The 26,164-nt window shown below is 62.7% G+C and carries 19 protein-coding genes and 1 tRNA gene; 9 read left to right on the top strand and 11 right to left on the bottom strand.

Going from position 1 to position 26,164, the window contains the following annotated elements; translation table 11 throughout:
* Nucleotides 1-114: 114 nt before the first annotated feature.
* On the bottom strand, nt 115-921 hold the full coding sequence (locus QMK17_RS18090) for a DUF222 domain-containing protein (RefSeq protein ID WP_283510667.1): 807 nt from the start codon (nt 919-921) through the stop codon (nt 115-117).
* Nucleotides 922-1,124: 203 nt separating this feature from the next.
* Between QMK17_RS18090 and QMK17_RS18085 the strand changes: the two genes are divergently transcribed.
* Nucleotides 1,125-2,807: an acyl-CoA synthetase gene (locus tag QMK17_RS18085; RefSeq protein WP_283510666.1), complete on the top strand. Its 1,683-nt coding sequence runs from the start codon at nt 1,125-1,127 to the stop codon at nt 2,805-2,807.
* 48 nt (nt 2,808-2,855) lie between these two features.
* Nucleotides 2,856-3,020 carry a hypothetical protein gene (locus QMK17_RS18080; RefSeq protein WP_283510665.1) on the top strand — a complete coding sequence of 55 codons (165 nt, stop codon included), beginning with the start codon at nt 2,856-2,858 and terminating at the stop codon, nt 3,018-3,020.
* Nucleotides 3,021-3,156: 136 nt separating this feature from the next.
* Here the strand turns inward: QMK17_RS18080 and QMK17_RS18075 are convergent.
* Nucleotides 3,157-3,230: transfer RNA gene (locus QMK17_RS18075), tRNA-Met, on the bottom strand.
* A 510-nt stretch (nt 3,231-3,740) separates the two neighbouring features.
* On the opposite strand from QMK17_RS18075, the gene QMK17_RS18070 reads away from it, so the two are divergent.
* On the top strand, nt 3,741-4,328 hold the full coding sequence (locus QMK17_RS18070; RefSeq protein ID WP_283510664.1) for a transglycosylase family protein: 588 nt from the start codon (nt 3,741-3,743) through the stop codon (nt 4,326-4,328).
* A gap of 105 nt (nt 4,329-4,433) precedes the next feature.
* Here the strand turns inward: QMK17_RS18070 and QMK17_RS18065 are convergent, their stop codons facing one another.
* A complete protein-coding gene (locus QMK17_RS18065) occupies nt 4,434-7,388 on the bottom strand; it encodes a UPF0182 family protein (RefSeq protein ID WP_283510663.1) in 2,955 nt (984 codons plus the stop codon).
* Nucleotides 7,389-7,653: 265 nt separating this feature from the next.
* Between QMK17_RS18065 and QMK17_RS18060 the strand changes: the two genes are divergently transcribed.
* The gene (locus tag QMK17_RS18060) at nt 7,654-8,232 is read left to right on the top strand and encodes a PPA1309 family protein (RefSeq protein WP_283510680.1); all 579 of its coding nucleotides are present in this window, start codon (nt 7,654-7,656) and stop codon (nt 8,230-8,232) included.
* 11 nt (nt 8,233-8,243) lie between these two features.
* Here the strand turns inward: QMK17_RS18060 and QMK17_RS18055 are convergent, their stop codons facing one another.
* Entirely contained in the window at nt 8,244-9,266 is a 1,023-nt protein-coding gene (locus QMK17_RS18055; RefSeq protein WP_283510662.1) for a YlbL family protein, read from the bottom strand.
* Between the two features lie 141 nt (nt 9,267-9,407).
* Between QMK17_RS18055 and QMK17_RS18050 the strand changes: the two genes are divergently transcribed.
* The 3 genes from QMK17_RS18050 to QMK17_RS18040 all read left to right on the top strand — a co-directional run bounded on the left by QMK17_RS18050 (nt 9,408) and on the right by QMK17_RS18040 (nt 13,148).
* Nucleotides 9,408-10,760, top strand: coding sequence for a zinc-dependent metalloprotease (locus QMK17_RS18050; protein ID WP_283510661.1), 1,353 nt, complete (start codon nt 9,408-9,410; stop codon nt 10,758-10,760).
* Nucleotides 10,761-10,895: 135 nt separating this feature from the next.
* Entirely contained in the window at nt 10,896-11,756 is an 861-nt protein-coding gene (locus tag QMK17_RS18045) for a hypothetical protein (protein ID WP_283510660.1), read from the top strand.
* A 75-nt stretch (nt 11,757-11,831) separates the two neighbouring features.
* Nucleotides 11,832-13,148: an ABC1 kinase family protein gene (locus QMK17_RS18040; protein WP_283510659.1), complete on the top strand. Its 1,317-nt coding sequence runs from the start codon at nt 11,832-11,834 to the stop codon at nt 13,146-13,148.
* Between the two features lie 85 nt (nt 13,149-13,233).
* Here the strand turns inward: QMK17_RS18040 and QMK17_RS18035 are convergent, their stop codons facing one another.
* The 3 genes from QMK17_RS18035 to QMK17_RS18025 form a co-directional block, all read right to left on the bottom strand.
* Entirely contained in the window at nt 13,234-13,506 is a 273-nt protein-coding gene (locus QMK17_RS18035; RefSeq protein WP_283510679.1) for a WhiB family transcriptional regulator, read from the bottom strand.
* Between the two features lie 231 nt (nt 13,507-13,737).
* A complete protein-coding gene (locus tag QMK17_RS18030; RefSeq protein WP_283510658.1) occupies nt 13,738-14,061 on the bottom strand; it encodes a hypothetical protein in 324 nt (107 codons plus the stop codon).
* 201 nt (nt 14,062-14,262) lie between these two features.
* Nucleotides 14,263-16,392: an ATP-dependent DNA helicase UvrD2 gene (locus tag QMK17_RS18025; RefSeq protein ID WP_283510657.1), complete on the bottom strand. Its 2,130-nt coding sequence runs from the start codon at nt 16,390-16,392 to the stop codon at nt 14,263-14,265.
* Between the two features lie 118 nt (nt 16,393-16,510).
* On the opposite strand from QMK17_RS18025, the gene QMK17_RS18020 reads away from it, so the two are divergent.
* Complete coding sequence (locus tag QMK17_RS18020) at nt 16,511-16,771, top strand: mycoredoxin (protein WP_283510678.1); 261 nt, start codon at nt 16,511-16,513, stop codon at nt 16,769-16,771.
* Between the two features lie 4 nt (nt 16,772-16,775).
* Here QMK17_RS18020 and nudC read toward each other — a convergent pair whose 3' ends face one another.
* Nucleotides 16,776-17,681: an NAD(+) diphosphatase gene (nudC, locus tag QMK17_RS18015; RefSeq protein WP_283510656.1), complete on the bottom strand. Its 906-nt coding sequence runs from the start codon at nt 17,679-17,681 to the stop codon at nt 16,776-16,778.
* Nucleotides 17,682-17,705: 24 nt separating this feature from the next.
* Entirely contained in the window at nt 17,706-18,773 is a 1,068-nt protein-coding gene (locus QMK17_RS18010) for a potassium channel family protein (RefSeq protein ID WP_283510655.1), read from the bottom strand.
* 124 nt (nt 18,774-18,897) lie between these two features.
* On the opposite strand from QMK17_RS18010, the gene QMK17_RS18005 reads away from it, so the two are divergent.
* Complete coding sequence (locus QMK17_RS18005) at nt 18,898-19,284, top strand: DoxX family protein (protein WP_283510654.1); 387 nt, start codon at nt 18,898-18,900, stop codon at nt 19,282-19,284.
* A 7-nt stretch (nt 19,285-19,291) separates the two neighbouring features.
* Here QMK17_RS18005 and QMK17_RS18000 read toward each other — a convergent pair whose 3' ends face one another.
* Together QMK17_RS18000 and QMK17_RS17995 are read right to left on the bottom strand one after the other, a co-directional pair.
* A complete protein-coding gene (locus tag QMK17_RS18000) occupies nt 19,292-22,783 on the bottom strand; it encodes an ATP-dependent helicase (RefSeq protein ID WP_283510653.1) in 3,492 nt (1,163 codons plus the stop codon).
* A complete protein-coding gene (locus QMK17_RS17995) occupies nt 22,780-26,154 on the bottom strand; it encodes an ATP-dependent helicase (protein WP_283510652.1) in 3,375 nt (1,124 codons plus the stop codon). The genes QMK17_RS18000 and QMK17_RS17995 overlap by 4 nt, the downstream gene beginning before the upstream one ends.
* Nucleotides 26,155-26,164: the final 10 nt, after the last annotated feature.

Here is a 26,164-nt window from a genome sequence, read left to right as displayed (position 1 = left end):
AACGTCAAGCGGCTTCATTCAAGCATCGGTCACATGCCACCGATCGAATACGAAACGCTCCACTACGCTGACCTCACCACCGGGGATCAGCCCACATTGGAGGCGGCACAAAACCTAGGGTGATTCAAACAGCCGCTTCGCGGCCGCATCGAACTCCTCCGGACCCAGCTGCCGCGCCAACTCCGCGAGCTGCCGGTCCGCGTTCTCACGGGTCTCGATGTCGATGTCGCGGCTCAAGCTGGTGAAGAACTTCTTGACGATGACCTGATGTTCCTCGTCGAGGACACCATCCACAGCGGCCGCGGCGGTCGCCGCATGCTCCGGAACGAGTCGCTCCCCGGACATCGCCGAGCGGTGACCGAAGTGATTCGCGAGCCGGATCCGCTGCCCCGCACGTCTCGAGGAAAACCGCATCACACTCGACAGTGCGTACGGGACCGAGCCGGGAATGTCGTCGAGCCCGTGCTGAGCGATGACATCAGCGATCCAGGTGTGCGAGAACCCGAACAAGGCCCGCTGCACCGCCTCGGCCCGCACCAGCAGGCCACGACGATCCGAATTGCACAGTACGACGTTATCGATGCGACCGAGGATCTCGACCTGCTCCTCGATGATCGCGACGACCTTCGCGAGATAGGCAGCCTCGATCACCGGCACCGACGGATCAACCACCCCGACCGGTTCGACACCCGAATCATGCCCAGCCGCAGTGTCGAACGGATCGACCTCCAACGGGAAGCTCTCGAACCACCGCGCGAACTTCTCCACCTCGAACTCGGCATCGGTCGGCGACAGTTCGCACGGGGGATGCAGATTCTCGAACCAATCCCCGGAATCACCCCAGTGCCGTTCAGGGTCGAGCAGCGACAACACAGCATCAGCTGTGTCGATCGCCTCTGCGTGCCCATCCCCCGAATCCATACGAGAAACATAACCCGACCCACCGACAGAAACTCGAACACCAGTTCGATGACATCAATCGAAGTCTTCCGAACCACCGGTACGGTGTTCGAACTAGGATCGAACACCGCGGGGTGTCATCTCTAATTCTTCGACGCGTCTGCACGCAAGCCGAATTCGAGAATGCGAGCGCGGCTGCCGAAACGATCTCGAGGGGGACGATCATGTCGGTACAGCGACGTATCGCGCGTCATCGGACGCTGTCGCACATCATCGACAGCGCGGGTGCGCTACGGGTGATGAACCGGTCGGGGCTGGTGCCGTTCCCCCGTATCGATCAGGGAATCGCCGCCATCAGAGCGGTCGGAAAATATGGCCCCTTCGCCGGCCCGGTTCACGCGCACGCAACCGCGGGTATCACCACGCCGGCCATCGTCGATGAACTAGGAACCCTCACCTACGGTGACCTGGAGGCACGGTCGAATGCGCTCGTTCGGGGTTGGCTCAGTGACGGGGTCGGCGCCGGATCGGTTGTGGGCGTGATGGCTCGCAACCATCGCGGGCTGGTCCTGACGATGCTGGCAGCCGCCAAGGGCGGGCTCCGATTGGTCATGCTCAACACCGGCTTTGCGCCGCCACAGCTGGCCGACGTTGCTGCACGCGAGCAAGTCCGGACATTTGTGTATGACGAAGAATTCGCGACCCTTGCTTCGGCGCTTGCTCCTGAGGTCAAACGCTACCTGGCATGGTCGGGAAACTCGGATACCGCGATACCGACTCTCGACGACGTCCAGAGCACTCGATCGACGGGCGCGGTACAGGTACCGGCCTCTCCTGGCGGATTCGTCCTACTGACGAGCGGCACGACAGGGACCCCGAAGGGCGCACCACGCGATCACACGTCGCCGCTGGCATCCGCTCAATTCCTCGACCGCATCCCGCTGCGTCGCGACCAGACAATGATCATGGCCGCTCCCATTTTTCATGGAACGGGCTTGTCACAGTTCGCTTTGGCTCTCGCACTGAAGAACACCGTAGTGATGCACCGCAAGTTCAATGCGGAGAACACGATGCGGCTTGTTGCCGACCATCGGGCCGACTCGCTGGTGTTGGTGCCGACAATGCTGCAACGAATCGTCGATCTCGGCCCCGAGGTACTGGCGCAGTACGACACGTCGGCCCTTCAGATCATCTTTGCTTCCGGATCAGCGATGTCGCCCGACCTCGTCCGACGAGCAGCGCGGCAGTTCGGCCCCGTTCTGCACAATCTGTACGGCTCCACCGAAGTCGCCGTTGCCACCGTCGCCACACCGGAAGACCTCGCACTCGCGCCTGATACTGCCGGCCGCCCTCCCGTCACATGTCACGTGGAATTGTTCGACAACGATGGCAGTCGCGTGACCACAGTGGGCACCGTCGGCCGGATCTTCGTTTCCAGCGGACTCAGCTTCTCGGGATATACGGACGGACGAGACAAGGAACGAATCGACGGAATGCTGTCGACTGGCGACGTCGGCCATTTCGACCACCACGGCTTGCTGTTCGTCGACGGACGTGACGACGACATGATCGTGTCCGGCGGCGAGAACGTCTACCCGCTTGAAGTGGAGAACCTGCTTGCCGACCATCCCGACATCGTCGAGGCCGCAGTGGTCGGCGTCGCCGATCCTGAATTCGGGCACCGATTGAAGGCGTATGTGGTTCCAGCGCCGCTCTCCCCGCGAGACCCCGACGGCATCAAGGATTTCGTGAAGGCGAATCTCGCGCGGTACAAGGTGCCTCGGGACATCGTGTTCGTCGACGCGTTACCCAGAAATGCAACAGGCAAGGTTCTACGAACCCAACTCGTACACAACGACGAGATGAGTACGACGAGCGACCAGACCGCCGACCAGTCCGTCGAGTAGACCTGGTAGATAGGTGAGGTACACGTCGAAGCGGAGGAGAGCAGAATAATGTCCGATTGGGCGAAAAAGATCAAGGACGAGGCGAAAGGCTTGATAGCCGAGGCCGAACAGGAATTAACTGTCCTCGAAGGCGGCGACACAGTCGATCTCACGGCCAAGGCGAGCGATGATGTCGAGGAAAGTACCGACGATTCTTCCGACCGCGGTAACTAGTCGATCCGTAGTTTGGTTGGGTCGCTCGGAAACGATGTGAGGCCAGGGCGTCGACGACACGGCGTGCGTTCGACCTACGGAAATGCCAAAAAGATCAGGCCCGACTCCCCTGAAGGGACTCGGGCCTGATCTGTAGTAGCGGGGACAGGATTTGAACCTGCGACCTCTGGGTTATGAGCCCAGCGAGCTACCGAGCTGCTCCACCCCGCGCTGCAAAAGCTAAGTTACCCGACGGTGTCCGGTGAATGCAAATCACATGTACCAATCGGAACGAGCGCGCGTTACACAGCGCTCGGATCAGATAGTAAGGAACGCGAATTACTGCACCTCGGGTTGTGATTTCAGTGCCCTGGACCACACTTTACTGGTGATACATCCCACATAACAAGGGTGTAACGAACTGGAAACGAAAGCATCCCAACACTCCCCCACCTGCAGAAACAGCCTGAACCATCCCACAGTGTGGACGGCCAACCACCAAAACCTTCGTGTGACGTCACGAAAATCCTCGACTACCTTCACGGACGGCCCTACAACGCAGGGTCAGTACCTCCCCCGCCGCTGCATCGCTCTGCCCCGCGGGAGATGGTTCCCCGATACGCACGGGGGCAGAGCCGCGACACGTACGAGCTCAATTTCGTACACGGTGCCGGGACACGTCCAGATACGACGTGCCCTACGGCTGGTCGTGACAGGCGGCGCGGAGAGGATTTACCCCGCATGACCAAAGAAACAAATTTCGGTAAGCGTGCACTCGGATGGGCCGCCGTCACCGGCGCAGTCGTAGCAATTCCCCTCGGCCTTTCCACCGGCACCGCAAGCGCAGCCGAGCACAACTGGGACGGCGTCGCACAGTGCGAGAGCGGCGGCGACTGGAACATCAACACCGGTAACGGCTACTACGGCGGCCTGCAGTTCACTCAGAGCACATGGAGCGCCAACGGTGGTTCCGGCTCGCCGCAGAGCGCTTCCAAGGCCGAACAGGTCCGCGTGGCCGAGAATGTTCTGCAAACCCAGGGCGTCGGCGCATGGCCTGTCTGCGGACAGCAGCTGACTACAGGAGCTTCCGAGGTCGAGGCCGCTCCCGCTGCCGCGGCACCGGCACCCGAGGCCCCGGCACCTGAGGCCCCGGCACTCCCCGTCGCACCTGAGTACCAGGCACCCACGCAGCAGGCCGCCGATCAGGCGACCACCGCGGCTCAGCAGGGGCTCGACGCGGCGTCCAAGCTTGCAGATCAGTTCGGTCTGAGCGCACAGTTCCAGCAGCTCGTCAGCACCAACCCCGTGCTTGCCTCGATCGGACAGTAAATCCCGATCTGGGACATTCCCAGCATTCGTAGCAGAGAAGCGGCACCGTCACCTCGAAATGAGAGGTGACGGTGCCGCTTCTTCGCGCTGAGCGTAGCCGGCCGGCTACTGCTGGTACGCGTCGATCGCTTGCTGCAACGCGTTGAACGCTGCGCCCAGTCGACTCAGATCACCGCTGGACTGCGCCGTCCTGACGTCGGCGAGAGCGGAATTCAGTCGCTGAACCTCTGCGGCCGTCGGCTGGTTGGGCGTTGTGGCCGGTGGCACAGTGACGGTGCCACCCGTCGTCGGTGTCTCGGTTGGTTGCGGATCAGCCGCGTCGCCACCAGGAGCTGTAGCAGCCGTGCCTGTTCCGGGACCGAAAACCTGATCGAGCGCTTCGGACAACCTTGGGGCATACCCCACGCGTACCCCACCGTCGGCCCCCGGTTCGCGATAACTGACCAGAACCTTGGTCAACTGCGGGAATGTCGACGTCGCAGCGTTCTTCCGAGACGTGTACAACGGCTCGACGTACAGAATGCCGCCATCTGCAATGGGCAACGTCAACAGATTGCCGTACTGGAACTCGTTCGACTGCTCCAACAGGGTCCTGTCCGACGCCACGCGAGCATCCGAGACCATCGAGGTCTGCGCCTGCTGCGGACCCTGCGTCTGCGTGTCGGTGGGAAGCTGCAGCACCGTGAACTTGCCGTAGTTGTCTGGATCGGATCGCACAGATATGTACGCAGACAGAAGTTCTCGATTGAAACCGACCATGGCACTGGTCAATCGGAAAGACGGCTTTCCAGTTTCCGGATCACCGATCAACACGTAGTACGGCGGTTGATTGAGTTCGCTGCCTGTCCCACCTTCACCTGTCGGGTCACTGGGAACAGACCAGAACGCATTGTTGGTGAAGAACTCGTTCGGGTTGTCGACGTGGTATTTCGCGAGCATCTCGCGCTGAACCTTGAAAAGGTCCTCTGGGTAGCGAAAGTGCGAACGCAGTTCGGATGGAATTTCGGACCCGGGCTTGACCGAGTCGGGGAACACGCCCATCCAGGCGTTCAAAACGGGGTCCTTGTCGTCAACCTGGTACAGCGTCACCGACCCGTCGTACGCGTCGACGGTCGCCTTCACAGAGTTTCGAATGTACGAAACCTCTTCCTTCGGGAGCGCCCTACCCGTTGTCGACTCCACGCTGTCGGCTGTCAAACCATCGAGCGATGCCCGTTGCGCATACGGGTAATTTTCCAGCGTTGTGTAACCGTCGACGATCCACACGATCTTTCCGTCGACTACTGCCGGGTAGGAGTCACTATCCGTAGTCAGCCACGGCGCCACCTTCTGGACTCGATCACGTGGGTCACGGTTGAAGATGATTTTGGAGTCATCGCCGATTGCCCCCGAGAACAAGATGTTTCGCTCGGCGTACTTGGCGGCAAACGCCAGACGGTTGAACCAGTTGCCAACCGATACCCCACCCGCGCCCGTGTACGTGTAGTTCGAATCGTCAGTGTCGTACTCTCGGTCGCCCGCCCCGGCTGCACCGACTATCGCGTAATCGGGATCCGCTTTGGCGATTACTTCGCCGTAATAGATCCGAGGCTGATCGACGGGTATCACCTGTTTGGTGCCCTCGGACGCAATGTCGCTGACGGTGTAGATCGGGTAACCGCTGTTACTGCTGGCCCCTTCGGCTGCAGGATCCTGCACCGCAGCATTCACGCGATTGGCTGGAGCGGCTACAAAACCGTTGCCGTGGGTGTACACCGTGTGACGGTTGATCCAGTCCGTCTGGTTGCCGGTGAGACTTTGAGGCGCGAGTTCACGCGCCGCGACGACATAATCCTGCAGTTGGCCGTCGATGTCGTAACGGTCGATGTCCAATGTGTCGGGAAAGCCGAAAAAGTTCTTCAGCTGCTGCTGCTGCGTGAAGGTACGCGACAGAATGTTCGGGTCCAGCAGACGCGTGTTGGCAATTGTGGTGATGTCCGCGGGGCTTTCTCGAGGGTTTTTCGAGCTCTCACCCGAGTAGTTCTGGTACTCGACGACGTCGTCGCCGATACCGTACGCATCTCTGGTAGCTGCGATGTTCCGCTCGATATACGGGCGTTCTTTCTCCGCAGCGTTTGGGCGCACCGAGAACTGCTCCATGAGCAACGGGAATACGGCCCCGACCAGAATCGACGACAGGACCAGAAGCGCAGTTGCCAGCGCTGGAACGCGCAGATCGCGGAGAAAGATTGCCGCGAAAAAGGCGGCAGCACAGATCAATGCGATCGCAAGCAGAATGAGCTTCGCGGGCAGCACTGCATTGATATCCGTGAAGCCGGCTCCGGAAAAGATCGGTTCCTTGCGGCTGCTCGAGAGGAGCGAGTATCTGTCGAACCAGTAGGCGATTGCCTTGAACAGCACGAACGATCCGGCCAACACTGCCAACTGAATTCGAGCGGCCCGAGTGAGTGCGCCTTCACGGCCCGCCAGCCTGATACCGCCGAAGACGTAATGGGTGACCAGGTTCGCGAAAAACGCGATCAGTGTGCCGACAAACAACCAGTTCAGCACGAAGCGGTAGAACGGTAGATCGAACGTGTAGAACCCGATGTCCAAGTTGAACTGAGGGTCGGCGACGCCGAAATCGCCGCCGTGCAAAAAGAGTTGGACCGTAATCCAGCTCGTCTGCGCGACGAGACCCGAAATCACTCCGAAAACAAGAGGTATTCCGATGCCGAACAGTTTTAATCTGCTCATCACCGTCGTGCGATAACGAGCGATTGGATCGTTCGGGCCCGCAACGGGAACGAAAACAGGCCGATTGCGGTATGCAAGCATGAGCGCGAGAAAAACCACGACCCCGACAAACAAGCCCACGAGCAGGAAGAGCACCAGGCGCGTCAGCAGTGTCGTGGTGAACACCTGCCGAAAGCCGACTTCCCCGAACCACAACCAGTTCGTGTAGGTGTCGATGACGCGAGGACCGACAAGCAGCAACGCTGCGAGGACCAAGGCCAGAACAAGTAAAATCCGGCTCCGCCGCGATAGCGACGGTAATCCGGTGGGGGCCCTCATGCCCACGTGACACACTCCAACTTCGGGCGACACCTTCAGGTATCGCTGATGGGTTCGGCGACACACGATGTGCGCCGCCTGTCCGATTTGGGAACCACTGTACGGAACAGCTCACCCTTCCGCTCACACCCGTCACCCACTTACCGCGGCCGTGCACGACCGGCAGGACCGTCGATGGGAGGATGAGCGCGTGAGCGATTTCAACGAAGACCTGTTCGGCGACGACACCGACCCCGACGGACACACGAGTTCCCTCGGTGGCGCGGCGTCCGTGCAACATGCATTGGCTAGGTGTGCCCGCGAGGTGGCCGACTTCGTCGACGGCGAAGGGTGGGGGCAACGCCCGCAGCTGTTCGCACTGGTACCAACCGCTGTACTGGCCGCCGCGGAACCGGGATTGCTCGACGATCTCGCCGACGGTTCGGCTCTCACTCCGATCCAGCAGCATTCGCTGCCGGAGGACATCGGCGGCGGGTCACCGGCTCTCGACGAATTCCTCGCCACCACCACGTGGCCCGAAGGCGTCGTCGGATGCGCCCTCGTGCAGGAAATCGTAGTGCTACCACCCGCTGCGGAATCCGCGCTCGACGACGCGCTGGTCCCGTTGTTGGCCGATCGAGATGCCGCCGACGATGCCGCACGGCACGCCGCGCAGTCCCATCCCGATCGCAAGGATGGGCGTCTCATCGCAGCGATAGTCAAGGACGGCCCGTCGTTGACTCTTCTTCAGATGCATCCCGACGACGACGCAGATCCTTTCGGTCCCGTCGAACTTCTTGTCTACGAGAACTTGGCACCGGGAATCGTCGAGGGTTTGTACGCGACTTTCGATGTCGTGGACGACGACTGATCCCGACACGATCAACAACTCGGTGCGTCTTGCCCCCTGCCGAGCGACTGCAGTGAGTCGATAGCGCTGTCGAGAGTGTCGACCTTCACGAGCCGAAGTCCGTCGGGGACGTTCTGCAGTGCCTCGTCGCAGTTGCGTGCGGGCACCAGGAACGTCGAAGCGCCTGCCTCACGCGCTGCGATCAGCTTGTACGGAATCCCGCCGATGGGCCCGACTGCACCCGTCGAGTCGATGGTTCCGGTGCCTGCCACGAAGTCGCCGTTGCTCAGTTCGCCTGGACTGAGCTTGTCGACGACGGCAAGACTGAACATCAAGCCTGCCGAAGGGCCGCCGACATCGGCGAGATTGAACTTGACGGTGAACGGCACGTCGGGCTCCTCTGCCGGTGTCACGCCGAGGTAGCCACTTTCGGGATCATCGGGCCTCGCGCCCAGCACGACGGATTCGGTACGCGTGACGCCGTCCTTCTCCACGACGATATCGATCGACTCGCCGGGCGCCCGTGTGCTCACTGTGTCTCGGACGCCAGAGACCGTCTCGACAGGATCACCCGCGACGGAAATCAAGCGTTCGCCCGCACCGAGCAGGCCCGCAGCAGGCCCGTCCGGCGCGACAGCCCCCACGACCAGGACGACGGGTAGACCGAGGTGGTGCAACGCTGCCAGTTCGGCACTGTCCTCGGACTCCTCGAAGTCTGCTTGATTGCTCTGCTGAACCTCTTCCTTCGACTTGTCCGCCGGGTAGACCTCTTCACGGGGCACAAGGCCCTGGCGACCGCTCACCCAGAACCCGAACGCTTCGAAGATGTTCAGTTGATCCCTTACCGCAACGGTGGTCATGTTGAGATGACCGGTGGTCGGGTCGACATCGGCTCCATCGATCTGCACGACCGGCACACCGCCGGCGTCACCGAGTGTGTTGTAGGTGGGTCCTGGGCCGAGGGCGGCGAACGGCACGGTGATCACCGAACCCACGACGCCGAGTACGACGACCGGCACGAGAGCGGCGACCAGAGTGGCAATCCTACGATTCACCCGACAAACATTAGAACCGGCGGCTGTGCGCCAGATGTGAGACCCCCTCGTTACCGGCACACACCCCCCGATGCGCGATGTTCGCCACCAGCGTGATCTCGAGCGGTGCTCATCGCGTCTACGCCTTGTACCGTTGGCGGTATGAGCAATTTTGGTTTCCACAGCTCCGACGAGGATCCGGACAAGAAGGATCAAAGCGGAGACGGCACTCCCGGCGGATTCGGATTCGGCGGTGAGGGTTTCGACCCCGCCGCACTGGGCCAGATGCTCTCCCAGTTCGGGCAGATGCTCAGCGGAATGGGCGCAGCGGGTGCCGGTGCAGCTTCAGCAGGGCCCGTCAACTACGACCTTGCCAAGCAGTTGGCGCGCCAACAGATCGGAAACGTCTCTCCCGTTTCGGCGGGTAAGTCCGAGGCGGTGTCCGAGGCAGCTCACCTCGCCGAGTTGTGGCTCGATGCTGCAACGACGCTTCCCGCAGGAGCGTCCAAGACCGCGGCGTGGACCGCCGGAGACTGGCTCGACAACACCATCGACACCTGGAAGCGATTGTGCGATCCAGTCGCCGAACAAATCTCGGGCATGTGGACGGCAGGACTTCCTCCCGAGGCCCAGCAGATGGCAGGCCCGATGATGGGGATGCTGACGCAGATGGGCGGCATGGCATTCGGTTCCCAACTCGGCCAGGCTCTCGGACAGCTGTCCAAAGAGGTGTTGACCTCCACCGACATCGGCCTTCCTCTCGGTCCCAGCGGAGTCGCGGCACTGCTCCCCGAGGCAATTGCCGCTTTCACCGAAGGCCTCGAACAGCCTGAACGCGAAGTGCTCGTCTTCCTCGCCGCACGCGAGGCCGCGCACCAACGGCTCTACAGCCACGTGCCCTGGCTTCGGCAGAGGGTCCTCGCCACGGTGGAGGAGTACGCGCGCGGCATTCGGATGGACTTCTCGGCAATCGAGGAAGCCGCAGCCGGACTTGATCCGTCGTCGCTGACCGATCCGTCGAAGATCGAGGAGATCCTGCAGCAGGGTGCCTTCGAGCCACAAACGACGCCTGAACAGAAGGCGGCGCTGGAGCGCCTCGAGACTCTGCTGGCCTTGGTCGAAGGTTGGGTGGAGACCGTCGTGTCCGACGCTCTCGGTGATCGCCTGCCCGGCGCAGGTGCACTCGGCGAGACAATCAGACGCCGACGTGCTTCGGGTGGTCCTGCAGAACAGACGTTCGCGACTCTCGTCGGGTTGGAACTTCGTCCCCGCAAGGTCCGCGAGGCAGGCGATCTGTGGCGGCGTCTCACCACGGCGGCAGGTATCGACGGCCGCGACGGAGTGTGGGCTCACCCGGACCTGCTGCCGGTCTCGGCTGATCTCGACGATCCAGCAGGATTCATCGACGGAGTCGTCGGTGGAGGTACCAGTAGCTTCGACGACCCGATCGCACAGCTCGAAGCGACCGAGGCGCAGGAACGATCCGAGCGCGAGAAAAAGGGCGAAAGCGAGTGAGATATGGGGTGTACCGAAAAATTGTCGGTACACCCCATATTTTCTAGATCCCTGCAGCTCAGCCACCACACGAGGCTGTGGATAACTTACATCTGACGACGGCCTCGATTCACCGAGCCTGACATCGTGCGCTGCATGCCTACATCGCCGGTACGCCGACCCAAGCTCGATATCCCCGTGTTCGCTCAACGGGATGGGAACGTCCGTCTCGGTTGGCATCCCGAGCGTTCGTTTCTCGTAGCCGCCCCTCCCGGCGTCGAGTCGGAAGTGCTACTGGAGTTGCTCAGGCGTCTCGACGGAGTCCACTCACGTGCACACATGATCTGGTATGCGGGAACCGTGGGACTGTCCGCCAACTCGATGTCCACTCTGTTGTCGGAGCTCGACGAATCGGGACTGTTGACCGAGGGAGGCGACCCCTCGGCACCCCGACCGGCCTCGTCCACGTCGAAGGTGACCGTCGTGCACGTGCTCGGACGCGGACCGATCGCAGACGCCGTCGTCTCCGGAGCCGTACCGTCTTCTACTCTCGTCGTACACCGATCGACGTCGACACGACGTCAGACAGCGGAGCGCGAGAGCAGCCAGTGCCACGTCGTCCTGCTGACCGACGACATGGTCCCCGATCCTCGGGTAGTGACGAGTTTGGTGCGCACGCGAACCCCGCACCTTCAGGTCCGACTGCGCGACGGCCGCGCAGCTATCGGCCCTTTCGTGCTGCCAGGGGTCAGCAGTTGCCTGCGCTGCGCCGATCTCGTCCGCTGCGATCTGGATCCTCAGTGGCCGCATATCTCGGCTCAGCTGCTCGGGAGGGTGGGCCATGCGAGCAAGCCCACAGTTCTTGCCGCTGCGGCGGTCGCGCTGGCACAGGTCGAGGCATTCATCGACGGTCGGCGCGTTCCCCTGGCCGACATGACGCTCGAAGTGGACCTGAGAGACCACACGATGACTCGTCGCACATGGGGCCGTCATCCGCTGTGCGACTGCACTCATTGAGCGCGAGACCACCGGTTTAGGTCGCTCTCACCTGCGCTGTGGGCACGAGGGCGCTCGGTCAGCCATGATGGTGGTGTGCCAGACATTCCTCGCCGGGGTTCAGCCCGCACCGCCAAGCTCGCTCGCATCCCCATCGGCATCGCCGGTCGGGCCGCTGTCGGCTTCGGAAAGAAGTTGGCCGGTGGCAATCGCGACGAGATCGACTCGGAATTGGCGGCGAAGGCCGCCGAACAGTTGTTCTCGGTTCTCGGCGAGCTCAAGGGCGGCGCAATGAAATTCGGGCAGGCACTGTCCGTGATGGAAGCCGCCGTGCCCGAGGAGTTCGCAGAGCCGTACCGTGAGGCGCTCACCAAACTCCAGGCGGACGCGCCGCCGTTGTCGGCAGCGAAAGTTCATCGTGTCCTCGACCACCAACTCGGAACCGCGTGGCGTTCCCGGTTCACATCCTTCGAAGACACACCGGTCGCTTCGGCCAGCATTGGTCAAGTGCATCGGGCGGTGTGGTCGGATGGGCGCGATGTTGCCGTGAAGGTGCAGTACCCCGGTGCCGACGATGCTCTGCGTGCCGACCTCAAGACGATGTCGCGTTTCGCGAACACGTTCAGCGCCATTTTCACCGGCGCAGACGTCAAACCGGTGCTGGACGAATTGATCGCGCGCACCGAGGACGAGCTCGACTACCGCATCGAAGCCACCAGCCAACGCGCCTTCGCCGCGGAGTTCGACAAAGATGCCCGCTTCGCCATCCCCCGTGTCGTGGCAAGCGCGCCGAAAGTTTTGGTAACCGAATGGATGACGGGCACACCGCTCTCGTCGATCATCTCGAATGGATCGGTAGACCAACGCAATGCCGCGGGCGAGCTACTCGTTCGGTTCGCCTTCACTGCGCCGGCACGCGCGGGTTTGCTGCACGCCGATCCACACCCAGGAAACTTCATGATGCTCGCCGACGGGAGACTCGGTGTCATCGACTTCGGTGCCACTGCCCCGATGCCGAACGGACTACCGCCGGTGCTCGGTAGGATGGTTCGTCTCGCCCGCGAAGAACGCTTCGACGAGCTGGTGGCACTCTGCACCGAGAGCGGTTTCGTTATTCCTGGACGGACTGTTACCGCACAGGAGATTTCGGACTACCTGCGTCCGTTCACCGATCCCATTCGGGCCGAATCCTTCCATTTCACTCGTTCGTGGCTCCAGAAGGCCGCAGGTTCCGCGACCGAATTCGACAGCGCTCAATTCCGTACTGCGCGAGCACTCAACATGCCGGCCGAATACATCATGATCTTTCGCGTTCTCGGCGGCCTCGTAGGCATCTGCGCGCAACTCGATGCCTACGCCCCCTACATGTCCATCCTCACCGAGTGGATGCCCGGCTTCACGGACGAAGATTGATCTGCTTCGTCAGAAAAGCCAGGCCCCACTGAGCTTTCCGGCACCACTGGCTTCAGTCGGCTGCGCGTCTCGATCGGATAAAGCCTCACGCAACCTGCTGATGCTTGCGCGGCCGTCCACGTGGACGCTTGCGGGCGATGACGACTCCTTGGTCGAGGATTTCGCCTCCCCATACACCCCATGGCTCAGCGCGATCCAGCGCTGCACTGAGGCAGGTTCGACGGATGGGGCATTCCGCGCACAGCTCCTTGGCGCGTTCGAGCTCGCCAGGATTCTCGGCAAACCACATATCGGGATCAGCTGCACGACAGGGTACTTCGAAGCCTGCATTCTCGGCTGCGCTGATCTGCGCGTCCATCGGGTACTGCGCAGTGTCGTTCGGCGCTGAGTCGGACTGGTATCGGCATGTCGTCCGGACCGTGACGGTTGACACGTCGGTCTCCTCTACTTTTCGTACGGCGTGTTTACAGTTGGCGGAAATTCTGCGAACCAGGTGAGCCGAACGTTCGAATTCGAGGGGACTCATCGAACGAAAAAGGCCACGGTCCGCGTATGCGGGTCCGTGGCCTGGAAGGCGAATCGAGTATCGCTACCGAGAACTCTCTCGATATCGATCTTCGATCACGGACGCCACGTGTGCGCGGCGACGACGTGCTGCGGGTGCTGCCGGATGTGCTGGCCACTGCTCGGCCGCGGCCTTCTCGGCAGCTCCTGCTGCTTCCTGCGCCTGCATTGCACTATTCGACGTGGAGCCCGTCGTGGGTGCAGCAATGAGGCTGGAGGCGGCCGGAGCGGAGGCGGCGGTCAGGAGAGCGTTACCGCCGACGTAGCTGGAAGCGGAGACACCGAGCACGGATTTGGTGATACCCAAATCTGCACTGATCACGGCAAAGCCGAATAGTTGATTGTTCATTTTTCTCCACCTCCAGTTCTCGAATCGAATGCGGGCAATTGTCTTGTATCTGCTCACACCTACCCTTTCGGGCACGTGTACTGCTCGCGGTCTCCCGTTAGCAATGAAAACAGACTAAACCTGTTGGTCGAAACTGCACAAGTTATTTTCTACCTGCGGTTATGTCGAAATGTCTACCTGCGGTTTCGACGGAAAGCGGGGTCAGTCGCTCGAAGAGTCCCTGACAACCGTCAACACGTCCTCGCCGAAGCGCTCCAGTTTCTTTGCCCCGATCCCAGGGATCGCGACGAGCCCCCTGTCGTCCTGGGGCTGCTGCTCGGCGATCGCCGTCAACGTGGTGTCGCTGAATACCACGTACGCGGGAACCTTCAATTCGCGAGACTTGTCGAGACGCCACGACTTCAATGCATCGAGCAATCCGATGTCGACGTCGGTGGGATGGCTTTCGCAGCGGCCGAGCATGGTTGCCGCAGTGCCGAGCAGCGGCTTCCCACACAGCCTGCACTTCGGCCCGGACTTCTTCGTCGACGGAGTCGTCGCGATGCGCGAGGCAGGTGACTCCTCCGGAATCAGACCGTTGAGAAACCTCGATCTGCGACGAGACTTCCGCCCGCCTTCGTTGCGGGCGAGCGCCCACGACAGATGCAAGTGCTGCCGCGCTCTGGTGACGCCGACATACAGCAGTCGTCGTTCTTCCTCGATGGCCGCATCGTTGTTCGCACTCGGGTCGTTGCCGAGCGCGTGCGAGATCGGCAGCGTACCGTCCGCAAGTCCGACGATGAATACTGCGTCCCATTCGAGACCCTTGGCCGCGTGTAAAGAAGCTAACGTCACTCCTTGGACGACGGGTGGGTGTCGAGCCTCGGCGCGCGCGGCCAGTTCCGTCAGAAGGCGATCGAGGTCGATCTCGGGATCCTGCACGACGAGTTCTTCGGCGACCTGAACGATGCCTCCAAGCGATGACCATTTTTCACGAGCCTGAGCACCGGCGGGTTCGGTAGCCGTCAGCCCCAAGGGTGCGAGTACCGCCCGCACGAGCGAGGGTAGTCCATCTCCGACTTTCGAGGCCTCCGGCAGATCGCCGCGACCGGAAGCTGTTCGTAGAGCCGAAATACCCTGCCTCACTTCGGGTCGGTTGAAGAACCCTTCTCCTCCGCGCACCTGGTAGGGGATTTGCATCCCGGTCAGCGCCTGCTCGTGCACCTCCGACTGCGCGTTGATACGGTAGAGCACTGCGATCTCCGCAGGCGCAACACCTTTCGAGATCAGTCGCTTGATCGCACGCGCAACACCATCGGCCTCCGCAGGCTCGTCGTCATACTCGAAGAACTCAGGCTCAGGACCCGGGGGCCGCTGCCCGATCAGCTGCAACCTCGTACCGGCGATTCGGCCACGAGCTGCTCCGATCACACGGTTGGCAAGCGAAACCACCTCGGGTGTCGATCGGTAGTCGCGCTCGAGCCGGACGACCGTCGCATCGGGGAAACGCCGAGAAAAATCGAGCAGATAGCGCGGAGTCGCACCGGTGAAAGAGTAGATCGTCTGGTTGGCGTCACCGACGACAGTGAGGTCGTCTCGTTCGCCGAGCCAGGCGTCGAGCACACGCTGCTGAAGCGGGGTCACGTCCTGGTATTCGTCGACGACGAAACACCGGTAGCGCTCGCGAAACTCGTCGGCAACGGCCGAATGTTCCTCGAGTGCAGCTGCGGTGTGCAGCAGCAAATCGTCGAAGTCCAGCAGCATTCCGTCACCGCCGTGCGATTTGAGATCCTCGTACCCCGCGTACACGGACGCGACCTTGGCCGCATCCATCGGTACTTCTCGACGCAATCGCGCAGTGATCGCCGGGTAATCCTCCGGCGCGACGAGCGAGCCCTTGGCCCATTCGATCTCCCCGGCAAGGTCGCGGATCGAATCGGTGGCCGTGGAGATGCCTGCCCGATTCGCGGCTTGACTCACCAACGCAAACTTTCGGTCGAGCAGTTGCCAGCCGGTGTCTCCCACGACCTGCGGCCAGAAATACTTCAGCTGCCGTAGCGCCGCAGCGTGAAAGGTCCGAGCTTGCACGGCGGGGCCATCACCTCCGACGCCCAGCGCGCGTAACCGGCCGCGCATCTCCCCCGCCGCGCGAGCGGTGAACGTCACGGCCAGCACCTGCCCGGCCGACACGTGGCCAGCAGAGACGAGGTGCGCGATACGCCTGGTGATTGTGCGCGTCTTGCCCGTACCTGCTCCTGCCAGAACACATACGGGCCCGCGCGGAGCGGAGACGGCAGCGGACTGCTCGGGATCCAACCCGGTGGTCATCGAATCCACAGACATGGCCTCCATCTTGTCAGGCTGCTCGGACACTGTTCTTTCCCGGCCACGCACTCAGCGGATCCATCCGAGCCACACACCCGGTGGAACAACAACACGACCCACGACGTTGACTGTTGTCGTGACTACCATCGCGAACACCGCCGACGACACGGCCGCCTTGACCATCTACTCCACGACGTGGTGTGGATACTGCCGCAGGCTCAAGACCCAGCTCGACGAAGCGGGAATCGCCTATGCGGAGATCGACATCGAGGATGATCCGAAATCCGCCGAGTTCGTCGGAAGTGTGAACAACGGCAACCACATCGTGCCGACCGTTCGCTACGCCGACGGCACCACCGCTACGAATCCCACCCTCGCAGCAGTGAAGCGCTCGTTGAACCTGTAGCGGCTCAGCTCTCGGCCGCAGCCCACGCTTCGAGCATTCCGCGGGCAATGGAGATGGATCCCGGCAGCAACAGCCGGGTATCCGAATCGCTCGACCAATCGCCGAGTTCGAGTGCGTCCCGCACTTCGTCGCGGCTGAACCAATGTGCTTCCGCAATCTCGCCGTCGAGAAATTGCAGCGGAACGTCCGGGTCGGCCACAGCGGAGAATCCGATCATCACCGAACGTGGAAACGGCCACGGCTGACTGCCGAGATAGGTGATGTCGGTCACGGCGATTCCGACTTCTTCCTTGATCTCGCGAAGAACGCATGTCTCGAGCGACTCGCCGGCTTCGACAAACCCGGCGAGCACCGAAAACCTACGTTCCGGCCACGTGGGGGCGCGCGCCAGCAAAATTCGATCGGCGCCGTCATGCACCAGGCAGATGACCGCGGGGTCGGTGCGCGGAAACTCCTCGTGCCCGTTGGAGGTGCTGATCCTGGACCAGCCTGCCGACGTAGGTGTCGTTGCCGCACCGTCCAGCGCACTGAAGCTCGAACGTGCATGCCAGTTCAGAATTGCGAGCGCGCTCGTCAGAATCGACAACTCGACTTCGCTCAAGCGGTCGCCGGTCGTGCGCAGATCGCCCAATTCACCGGCCAGTACACCGACTCGCTGCGCCCACAGATGCCGACCACCGTCGATACCGAGGAAGACCGCATCCAACGCCGGTTCCGCGGCCACGTCTGTCGCAGGCACGTACACCAATCCCGAATCGTCGACACGCAGCCTGCCGCGCTGGTCGACCTGAAGGATGTGTGCGGTGGACCAGCCCGCACGTAACGCCTCGGTGTCCTTCCGCAACTCTTCCGCTCGGTTCAACGGAGAGCGCGAGAGCAGGGGCGGTGTACCGAGTTCGAATCTTCGCACGAGTACGAGCCTACTGCGCGCCGATCACTCCCCGACGCGGCGGATGTAGAGCAGCCGGTCGGTTGCCTCGATTGCGTCGACCTCGGGTGAACCGACCCTGAACAACTTTCCGGCGCGAACGACACCGAGCACGATGTCATTGAGATGTCGCGGTGACCCACCCACCTCATCACGCTCCACTTCGCGTTCCGCAATGGCGAAACCGGCCTCCGGAGTCAGCAAGTCCTCGATCATTTCCACGACATTCGGTGTCGTGGTTGCGATGCCGAGCAGACGACCAGCGGTCTCCGAGGACACCACAACCGAGTCGGCACCGGACTGCCTGAGCAAGTGAGTGTTCTCAGCCTCCCTGATCGCCGCAACAATTTTTGCCTTGGGCGCGATCTCCCGCGCAGTGAGAGTCACGAGCACAGCAGTGTCGTCGCGGTTGGTCGCGACGATGATGGCGGCGGCATGTTGAGCTCCCGTCAGCCGGAGCACATCGGACTTGGTGGCCGACCCGTGGACGGTCACCAGCCCCATGTTCGATGCAGAATCGAGAACTGCCTGATCAGTGTCGACGACCACGATCTCGGAGGCAGGCACACCGTCTCCGAGCATCGCGTCGACGGCGGTGCGGCCCTTGGTTCCGAAACCGATAACCACGGTGTGATTGCGCACGCTGCGCCTCCATCGCTGAATTTTGAATGCCTGCCGGGACCGCTCGGTAAGAACTGCGAGCGTGGTGCCGACCAACAAGATGAGGAAGAAGATTCGAAGTGGGGTGATGACGAGAATATTGATCAAACGGGCCGACGGCGTGATCGGAGTGATGTCTCCGTAGCCAGTGGTCGAGAGCGACACCGTCGCGTAATACAACGAGTCGAGGAACGACAGTTCGTTGTCCTGTGCGTCCCGGTAACCGTCGCGATCGAGATAGACGATGATCGCGGCGAGCATCAGAGCCGCGAGTGCGATGAGAATTCGCCGATAAATCGCCCGCCACGGACTGCTCTGCAGTTCCGGGATCCGTAGAACTCCGACGAGTGCGAAGTCTGGCTTGTCCGCGAGTGTGTCACCTTCGCTCAACCGAGCGCGCAATCTACCTGCCACGGTGCCTACTCCGATTGTTCACGGCTGGCAGCGTAACCCGGTCGGACCGGTTGGGCACCCACGACACTGCTACTCGATGCCACACCGGAGAACACGCGTCCCCTCGTGTGGCACGGTGTACCCCATGACACAGCGCACGAGTCAGGCAGCCGCAGTGAGATTGGCAGTGTTGTTGGGGGGCGCGGGCGCACTTCACTTCGCCACCCCGAAGTTCTTCGACATGCAGGTTCCGACCGCTCTGCCTGGTTCGGCCCGCACCTACACGCAGGTATCGGGTGTTGCCGAGCTCGCCGTTGCGACCGCCCTCGCCGTGCCTCGGACCAGACGAATCGGCGGTGCGTTGGCGGCAGTACTGTTCATCGCCGTCTTCCCTGCAAACATCGACCTTGCGCGCCGAGTCGTGGCAAATCCCAAAACGTCGCCGGCGGTGAAGGCCGCGTTGCTCGCGCGCCTGCCGCTGCAGATTCCGTTGGTGACGGAATCGTTGAAGGCAAGACGAAACGCCTCGTAGGAGGAAATCAGTCCTCCTGTGAGAACCCGACCTCCGGCACCGCGGTGTCGGGGGAGGTGGTTGTGTCCATAGGCCAGCTCGTGCCGGGTGCAGCAGCCGTACCGTCGATCAGGGCCGCCAGCGCGTGGACATCGGGTAGGTCGACAGGCGCGATGGTGCGTCCACTCCGCACGTAATGGAATGCTGCGCGAACCTTGTCCAGAGGGACCGGCTCGGTGCGCGACACCGACATCAGTTCGGCCCACGCAATTCGGTAGGCAGCCAACTGCATTACGACCGACTTTTCCTCGGTTGCGCTCGGTTCGGCACCGGTCTTCCAGTCGATGACCGTCCAACCGCCGTCCGAGTCGGCGAACACGGCGTCGATTCGACCACGCAGAACGGTTCCGGCAACCGAAGTTTCGAAGGGCACCTCCACCTCGATCGGGCTGCGTAACGACCACTCGGAATCCAGAAACGCCTGCTGAAGTGTCTCGAGGTCGACGTCGGCTGCAGCACCGGTGTCAGCCGAGCCCGGCAGTTCGTCGAGGTCGAGCAGTCGAGTCGCACCGAATCGTCGTTCGATCCAGGCATGGAAGGCGGTACCTCGTCTGGCCAGCGGGTTCGGTGGGTACGGCAGAGGACGGCGCAACCTTGCGGCCAACGCATCCGGGTCCGCGGCAAGCTCGACGAGCTGACTCACCGAGAGATTCTCCGGCAGTGCAACATCGACGGTCAACCTGGACCGTCGCTCACGTTCGGCCAGCAGAGCGTCCACATCCGCTGCCCAGCTCTCGGGATCCCCAGCGTCGTCGTCACCAGCGTCAACGAGGGTATTGGGCTCGGTAGGAACACTGGGCTCAGCGAGGGCATCCAGGACGGCTCGAGCTCCTGCTTCGACGGCCATCCGTCTCGACCCCAGTGGATCACGCGGCCACATGGCCGAATGCGGCTCGGAAGCAAGGGGATTGGCGATCCCATCCTCGGGTACGCGCGCCCACTCCTCGATCCGCGCAACCGGATCCGCACCGGTCTCCGAGTGCTCGTCCACGAGTGTCTTCAGTTCATCCAAGAATTCGGACGGTCCACGCGACTTGGTCGAGGATTCGTCCCAGTGGTGGGCAGAGACGAACAAGGCGCGTTCGGTCCGCGTCAACGCGACGTAGAACAACCTGCGATCCTCGGCCAGTCTCCGGCGCGCGAGCGCATCCTTGTGTCGGTCGATGGCGTCCTGCAGATCTTTTCGGTTGTACAGATCGTTCAGCTCGAGAATGGGAACACCCTCGGACATAAGTCCGTCGGCGTCGACGACCGAGCGGTCCCCTCGCAGCGACGGCGGTAGTTCTGCCATCGCACCGAGCCACGTCGACGACGAGGTGGACGAGGGAAACACCCCCTTCGCTACGTGCGGCACCGCGACAACTTCCCACTCGAGGCCCTTCGCCGAATGGACCGTCAGTACCTGCACTCGGTGCAGCGCGACCTCGACCTCTCCTGGCGCCAAACCGTTCTCCACAGTCTCGGCTGCGGCAAGAAACGACAGAAATCCGGTGATGGTCGCGCTGGGGTTGTCCGCGTAATCGGCCACCACGACGGCGAATTCGTCCAAGTGCTCACGTCCGACGCCGGCGGAAGCGCCGACCGTCGTTCGCGCCTGGGCTTCGATACCGATCCCCATTGCCCGCTCGATATCGGTGACGAGTTCGGTGAGGGGCTGACCGATCCGACCACGCAAAATCTGCAACTCCGCAGCCAACGCCGATATTCGCCGGAACCCAGTTTCCGAGTACCGTTCGGCAGATCCGGGATCGGCGATCGCGTCGGCCAACCCGGCTTGCTCTGACTGTTCGCCAGGCAGCGAACCTTCCAATGCCGACTCGAGCGCAGCGGGATCGTCTACCTTGCCCGAAGTGCCGAAACCACCTCTGATTCCAAGCTCTCGCGATCGTTGTGACAACGCGCGAAGATCTGCGGCCCCGATTTGCCAGCGGGATCCGGTCAGGATGCGCATGGCGGCACTACCTGCCACAGGATCTGCGACGAGCCTGAGCATGGAGATCACATCGGCGATCTCAGGGATGTGCAGAAGCCCTCCAAGGCCGACAACCTCTACGGGCAGGCCTCTGCTGCGGAGCGCCTCGGCGATCGGTTCGGCGTCAGCATTTCGGCGCACCAACACCGCAGCGGTAGGCGGGGGCCTGTCCTCGTCCCTCGCACGACGATATTCCGCAGCAATACGATCGGCGACCCATTCTCGCTCGTCGATCACGGTGGCCGTCACCGCCAGCCGCACATCGCCCGGCGTCGCGCCCGGCCTTGCCCGCAGCGTCGGCACGGGGACACCGCTCTGTCGCAACGACTCGGTGATCTTGTTGGCGAGAGCCAGCGCCTCGGGCGGATTCCGCCAACTCGTCAGCAACTCGAGGCACGGCGCCGGCGTACCGCCGGCAAGAGGAAAGTCGGTCGCGAACCGGGGCAGGTTCGCCGCCGAAGCGCCGCGCCAGCCATAGATGGACTGCATGGGATCGCCGACGGCGGTGAGTGCAAGCGACTGGTCCGATCCCCCACCGAACAAGGAGGACAGCAGCACTCGCTGCGCGTGGCCGGTGTCCTGGTATTCGTCGAGCAACACGAGACGAAACCTCTCGCGCTCGGAACGACCTACATCGGCATGCTCCGCCGCGACGCGTGCGGCCAGTGACATCTGGCTGCCGAAATCGAGAGCACCCTCTCTACGCAACGTCTGATCGAGCCGCTCCACCAACGGCAACAACGCGACTCTCTTGTGCTGAGCATCGAGAATATCGAGAAGTATCTTGGACGGGCCGCCCCGCTGTTTCGGACCGGGCCCGAGCATGTGCACGAGTTGATCGAGATCGGTGTGCGCAGTGCGAAGATCGTCCGGGTCGACGAGGTGCTCGGCGAGCTGCCCGGACAGCGCGAGCACCGCTTCTGTGATGGACGTGGGATTGCGATCGGTGTCGAGGTCTCCGTCCCAGGTACTGACGACGCGGTGCGCGAGCTGCCACAGTTCGGTTTCGGACAGCAGAGTTGCCGACGGCTCCATCGGGAGCAGCAGCCCATGTTCGGACAGAAGCCTCCCCGCATAGGAGTGATAAGTACTCACTTCCGGCTCACCCGAGGTGATGCGGTCACGAAGTTTCAGACTCGGGTCGAGGGCTCGAACCACGTCGGAACCGGCCAGCCGCGCCAACCGCACGCGAATTCGAGTCGTGAGCTGCTGTGCGGCCTTTCGCGTGAAGGTAAGACCGAGGACACTGTCGGGATCCACCAGCTCGTTGGCAACCATCCAGACCACACGCGCTGCCATCGTTTCGGTCTTGCCTGCTCCTGCACCCGCCACGACCAATGTGGGGCCGAGTGGCGCTGAAATCACCGCCGCCTGCTCGGGCGTCGGTGGATGCTTCTGTCCGAGCGCACGTGCGAGTTCTATCGGATCGATGCGGGGCTGACGAACGGCAACGTCGCTACGCGGTGGAGGTGCTGTGCGGGTGCTCAATTCTCGGTCACCTGTCTACCGGTTTCGTGTGCTGGGCAACTCGACTTCACTGGGCAGTGTCTGCACCCGTCGTTGACGTAGGCCTCGAATGACGGGCCCTGGGTGGACGCGGCCGCCTGATGGACGATGTCACGCCACTCCTTCAGTTTCTCCGGCGTCGGAGCTTCCTGAACGCGTTGGGTAGCGCCCTCCTTGTTGTGAGGCTTGGCGACGAAGACCAATCGAGCACCGCCAGGTTCGCCCGCAGGCTCTCCTTCGATCGCACCCGCTGCTGCGGCGACCTGGTAGGTAGCGAGCTGATTATGGCTTCGCGCATCCTCTTTGGACATCACCGTCTTGGCGGTCTTCACATCGATGATCACCGGACGCCCGTCGCGATCGTGTTCGAGCCTGTCGATACGGCCGCGCAGAGCAACCGATGGCTCGTTCTCCGTCCTGGCCTCCAGCACTCCTTCGACTTTCACTTCGACGCCGGCCTCGGTCAGTTCGCCGCGGCTTCCGCGAAGCCATGTCTCGAATGTCTCCAGCATGGCGCCGGTACGGTCGAGCTCGTGCCGAGAAAACCACTGAGATCCCAGATCAACTGCATCCCAAGCTGTTTCAAGGGCTCGACGAACCTGCTCCGGTGGCATATTGCCCGCAACGGCCTGCACGAGGGTATGAACCAGCGTTCCCGTCACTGCGTGAGTAGTGGCGCCATCGTTTCCCCCGTGCCGATCGAGCATCCAGCGAAGCGGGCAGGTGGTGAGCTGCTCGACGGTCGACGGCGACAGTGGAACAGGCCCGTCGTCCGGGGCCCAGAGCGGTGCCGAGGTGCTGACGCCTGCCACACCGAACCACTCGTCGGGATGAGCGCCCTTCACACCTGCAGCTGCAAGTCTCGCGAGCTGACGGGCAGCCCGCGTGCGTTTGTCCGGGTCTCCCTCGGCGACCGCAGGATCACACACGACGCCACGCAGTTCCGCGACCAACATCGGAAGGGCGAGCACGCGCCCGTCCAGTGGGGCCGCAGGTTCGGCGGGGGGCGCCGCTTCGGAGTCCCCGTCACGTCCGGACAACTCGTCGAGAAACCGAGACCGGACGAGATCGGTGTCGCCTGTGTTGGAATCGACGGCCGTGACGAGCAGAACGGATCGAGCGCGACTGCACGCGACCATGAACAACTTTCTTTCCTCTGCCAGTAAGGGCGCAGTTTTGGACAGTGTGCTGTCGATCAGTTTCCCGGCCTCGGCCATCCCCGATGCGAGGTCGACAAGCGATTCGGTGCCGAGCAGACTTCCGCGTGCGCGCAGCCCCGGCCACAGTCCCTCCTGCACGCCGGCAACGGCAACGAGTTCCCATTCACGCCCTGCCGCCGAATGCGCGCTCAGCAACGTCACGGCGTCCGGCACCGTGGACGACCGTAGCGAGTTGGACGTCGGAATCTGCTGCTGTGAAATATATTCGACGAATCCGCCGAGCCTGGCTTGCGGAAGCCGGTCCACATACGACGCGGCCGCATCGAACAGCGCTACCACCGCGTCGAGATCTCGGTCGGCCTGCGCCCCCGCCGAGCCGCCCAATGCCGATGCCGAAGACCATCGGCGTTCGAGACCGGACGCTTGCCACGCTGCCCAGAGCACATCCTCTACGCCGCGGCCTCCGCGAACGACGGCATCTGCCCTACGCATCACGCCGAGAACTTTGCGCAAAGGCGCCGATTCGACGTCGGACAGTTCAGAGATCAGATCCGTGCGACCACGTCCGCCCCACTTCGTGTTCGGGCCGGTTCCGACGATCGCTGCGCGCAGAAGCTCCGACGAATCTCGTTCTCCGCCCGCTGCCAGTTCGATCCGGCGAACTCCTCGTCGGAGTCGGCGCAAACTCACTGGGTCCGCGCCTCCGATCGGCCCGGAGAGAAGTGCCAACGAATCCTCTCCGTCGAAGGACGGATCCACGAGTGCGCGAAGAACCAGCAACAAACCCACGGCTCCGCGTTGGCGGTGCAGCGGTAATTCCGATGCTGGTGTCACGAGAGGAACACCCGCGCCGTGCAGCGCACGGCGCAATGGCGCAATTACACGCGGAACCGATCGCACCACGACTGCCATGTCCGACCAGGGCATACCGTCCACAAGATGCGCGCGTCGCATCACGTCGGCAATGAGCGCGGCTTCCTTCGCCGCCGATCCGAACACCTGCACAACCGTTCTCGCCTCGCCGTAGCGTGGTTCGGCGACAGGCTCTGCGCCGCGGTGACGATTGCTTCCGGGAATGCGGCCGGCGATAATTCCCGTGATCTTCGCAACCGAAGGCGCACTTCGAAAATTGTGCGTCAACACGACGCGACGGGCGTCCCCGGGATCGGCGAGATCGGCCACGAACGTCGGATCGGCGCCGCGGAAGGTGAACACCGACTGATCCGGATCCCCCGCGATGATTGTCGATTCGGTATTGCTGCCGACGAGCCGAACCAGCTCGGCTGCTTGCGGATCAAGATGCTGGGCATCGTCGACGACCAAATGCCTGATGCGCGTACGCTCGGCATGCAAAAGATCGGGGTCGGTCGCGAACGCCATCAGTGCGCTGCCGATCAGCTCCGCGGCGTCGAGGCCGGGCGCGGACGCACCTGCAGCTTCGACACCGACCGCACCTCGTAGCAACATCGCTTGCTCGTACCGGCTCGCGAACTTGCCGACGGCGACCCATTCCGGACGTGAATGCTTGCGCCCCAATTTGACCAGGCCCTCCGGCCCGATCCCACGCTCGGAGGACCGCAGCATCAAGTCGCGTACCGCGGTGACGAATCCAGCCATTCCGAGGGCGGGCCGGAGACGATCCGGCCAGTCGAGAGCGCCGTCTTCGATGTCACCGTGGAGCATCTCACGCACCACAGCGTCCTGTTCGGCTCCGGTGAGCAGACGCGGTGGCGGGTTGCCGTACACCGCTGCCTGCAGTCGCAACACAGCGAAGGCGTAGGAGTGCACGGTGCGGACCAGTGGTTCCCGAGTTGCACGCACCGAATGCTCGCCTGCAAAAAGACCGCTCGTGATCTGCTCCCGCATCGAGATGGCCGCAGGCTTCGACTGGGTGAGCACGAGAACCGACTCGGGATCACCGGACACGATTCGCGACACCGCGTAGTCCGCCACAAGAGAAGATTTTCCGGTACCCGGTCCGCCGAGTACCTGCCACGGACGCCACCCCGGTGCACCGTCCGCGGCCGCCGATGCGGCATCGGCCTCACTGGCCAGCAGAGCCTGCGCCGCGCCCGTCCAGGTCCGAGAGAGACTCGCCACGCGCGGGGACCGCACGAGAGTTGCAGCGTTGCCGTGCCTACCTCTCGAGGTGCCCCTTGCCGTGGTTTCTCCCACCGGGCCGCCTGTATTCATTCATCGATTG

The organism is Rhodococcus sp. G-MC3 (assembly GCF_030063335.1).
Lineage (GTDB): Bacteria > Actinomycetota > Actinomycetes > Mycobacteriales > Mycobacteriaceae > Rhodococcoides.
Note: the sequence above shows the minus strand (reverse complement) of the source record. Positions and strands in the feature narration are given on the sequence as shown.

What these genes read in the sequence shown, in the direction of transcription:
- QMK17_RS18090 (WP_283510667.1), bottom strand. Translation starts at nt 921, where the DNA reads ATGGATTCGGGGGATGGGCACGCAGAGGCGATCGACACAGCTGATGCT.
- QMK17_RS18085 (WP_283510666.1), top strand. Translation starts at nt 1,125, where the DNA reads ATGTCGGTACAGCGACGTATCGCGCGTCATCGGACGCTGTCGCACATC.
- QMK17_RS18080 (WP_283510665.1), top strand. Translation starts at nt 2,856, where the DNA reads ATGTCCGATTGGGCGAAAAAGATCAAGGACGAGGCGAAAGGCTTGATA.
- QMK17_RS18070 (WP_283510664.1), top strand. Translation starts at nt 3,741, where the DNA reads ATGACCAAAGAAACAAATTTCGGTAAGCGTGCACTCGGATGGGCCGCC.
- QMK17_RS18050 (WP_283510661.1), top strand. Translation starts at nt 9,408, where the DNA reads ATGAGCAATTTTGGTTTCCACAGCTCCGACGAGGATCCGGACAAGAAG.
- QMK17_RS18045 (WP_283510660.1), top strand. Translation starts at nt 10,896, where the DNA reads ATGCCTACATCGCCGGTACGCCGACCCAAGCTCGATATCCCCGTGTTC.
- QMK17_RS18035 (WP_283510679.1), bottom strand. Translation starts at nt 13,506, where the DNA reads ATGGACGCGCAGATCAGCGCAGCCGAGAATGCAGGCTTCGAAGTACCC.
- QMK17_RS18030 (WP_283510658.1), bottom strand. Translation starts at nt 14,061, where the DNA reads ATGAACAATCAACTATTCGGCTTTGCCGTGATCAGTGCAGATTTGGGT.
- QMK17_RS18025 (WP_283510657.1), bottom strand. Translation starts at nt 16,392, where the DNA reads ATGGAGGCCATGTCTGTGGATTCGATGACCACCGGGTTGGATCCCGAG.
- QMK17_RS18005 (WP_283510654.1), top strand. Translation starts at nt 18,898, where the DNA reads ATGACACAGCGCACGAGTCAGGCAGCCGCAGTGAGATTGGCAGTGTTG.
- QMK17_RS17995 (WP_283510652.1), bottom strand. Translation starts at nt 26,154, where the DNA reads ATGAATACAGGCGGCCCGGTGGGAGAAACCACGGCAAGGGGCACCTCG.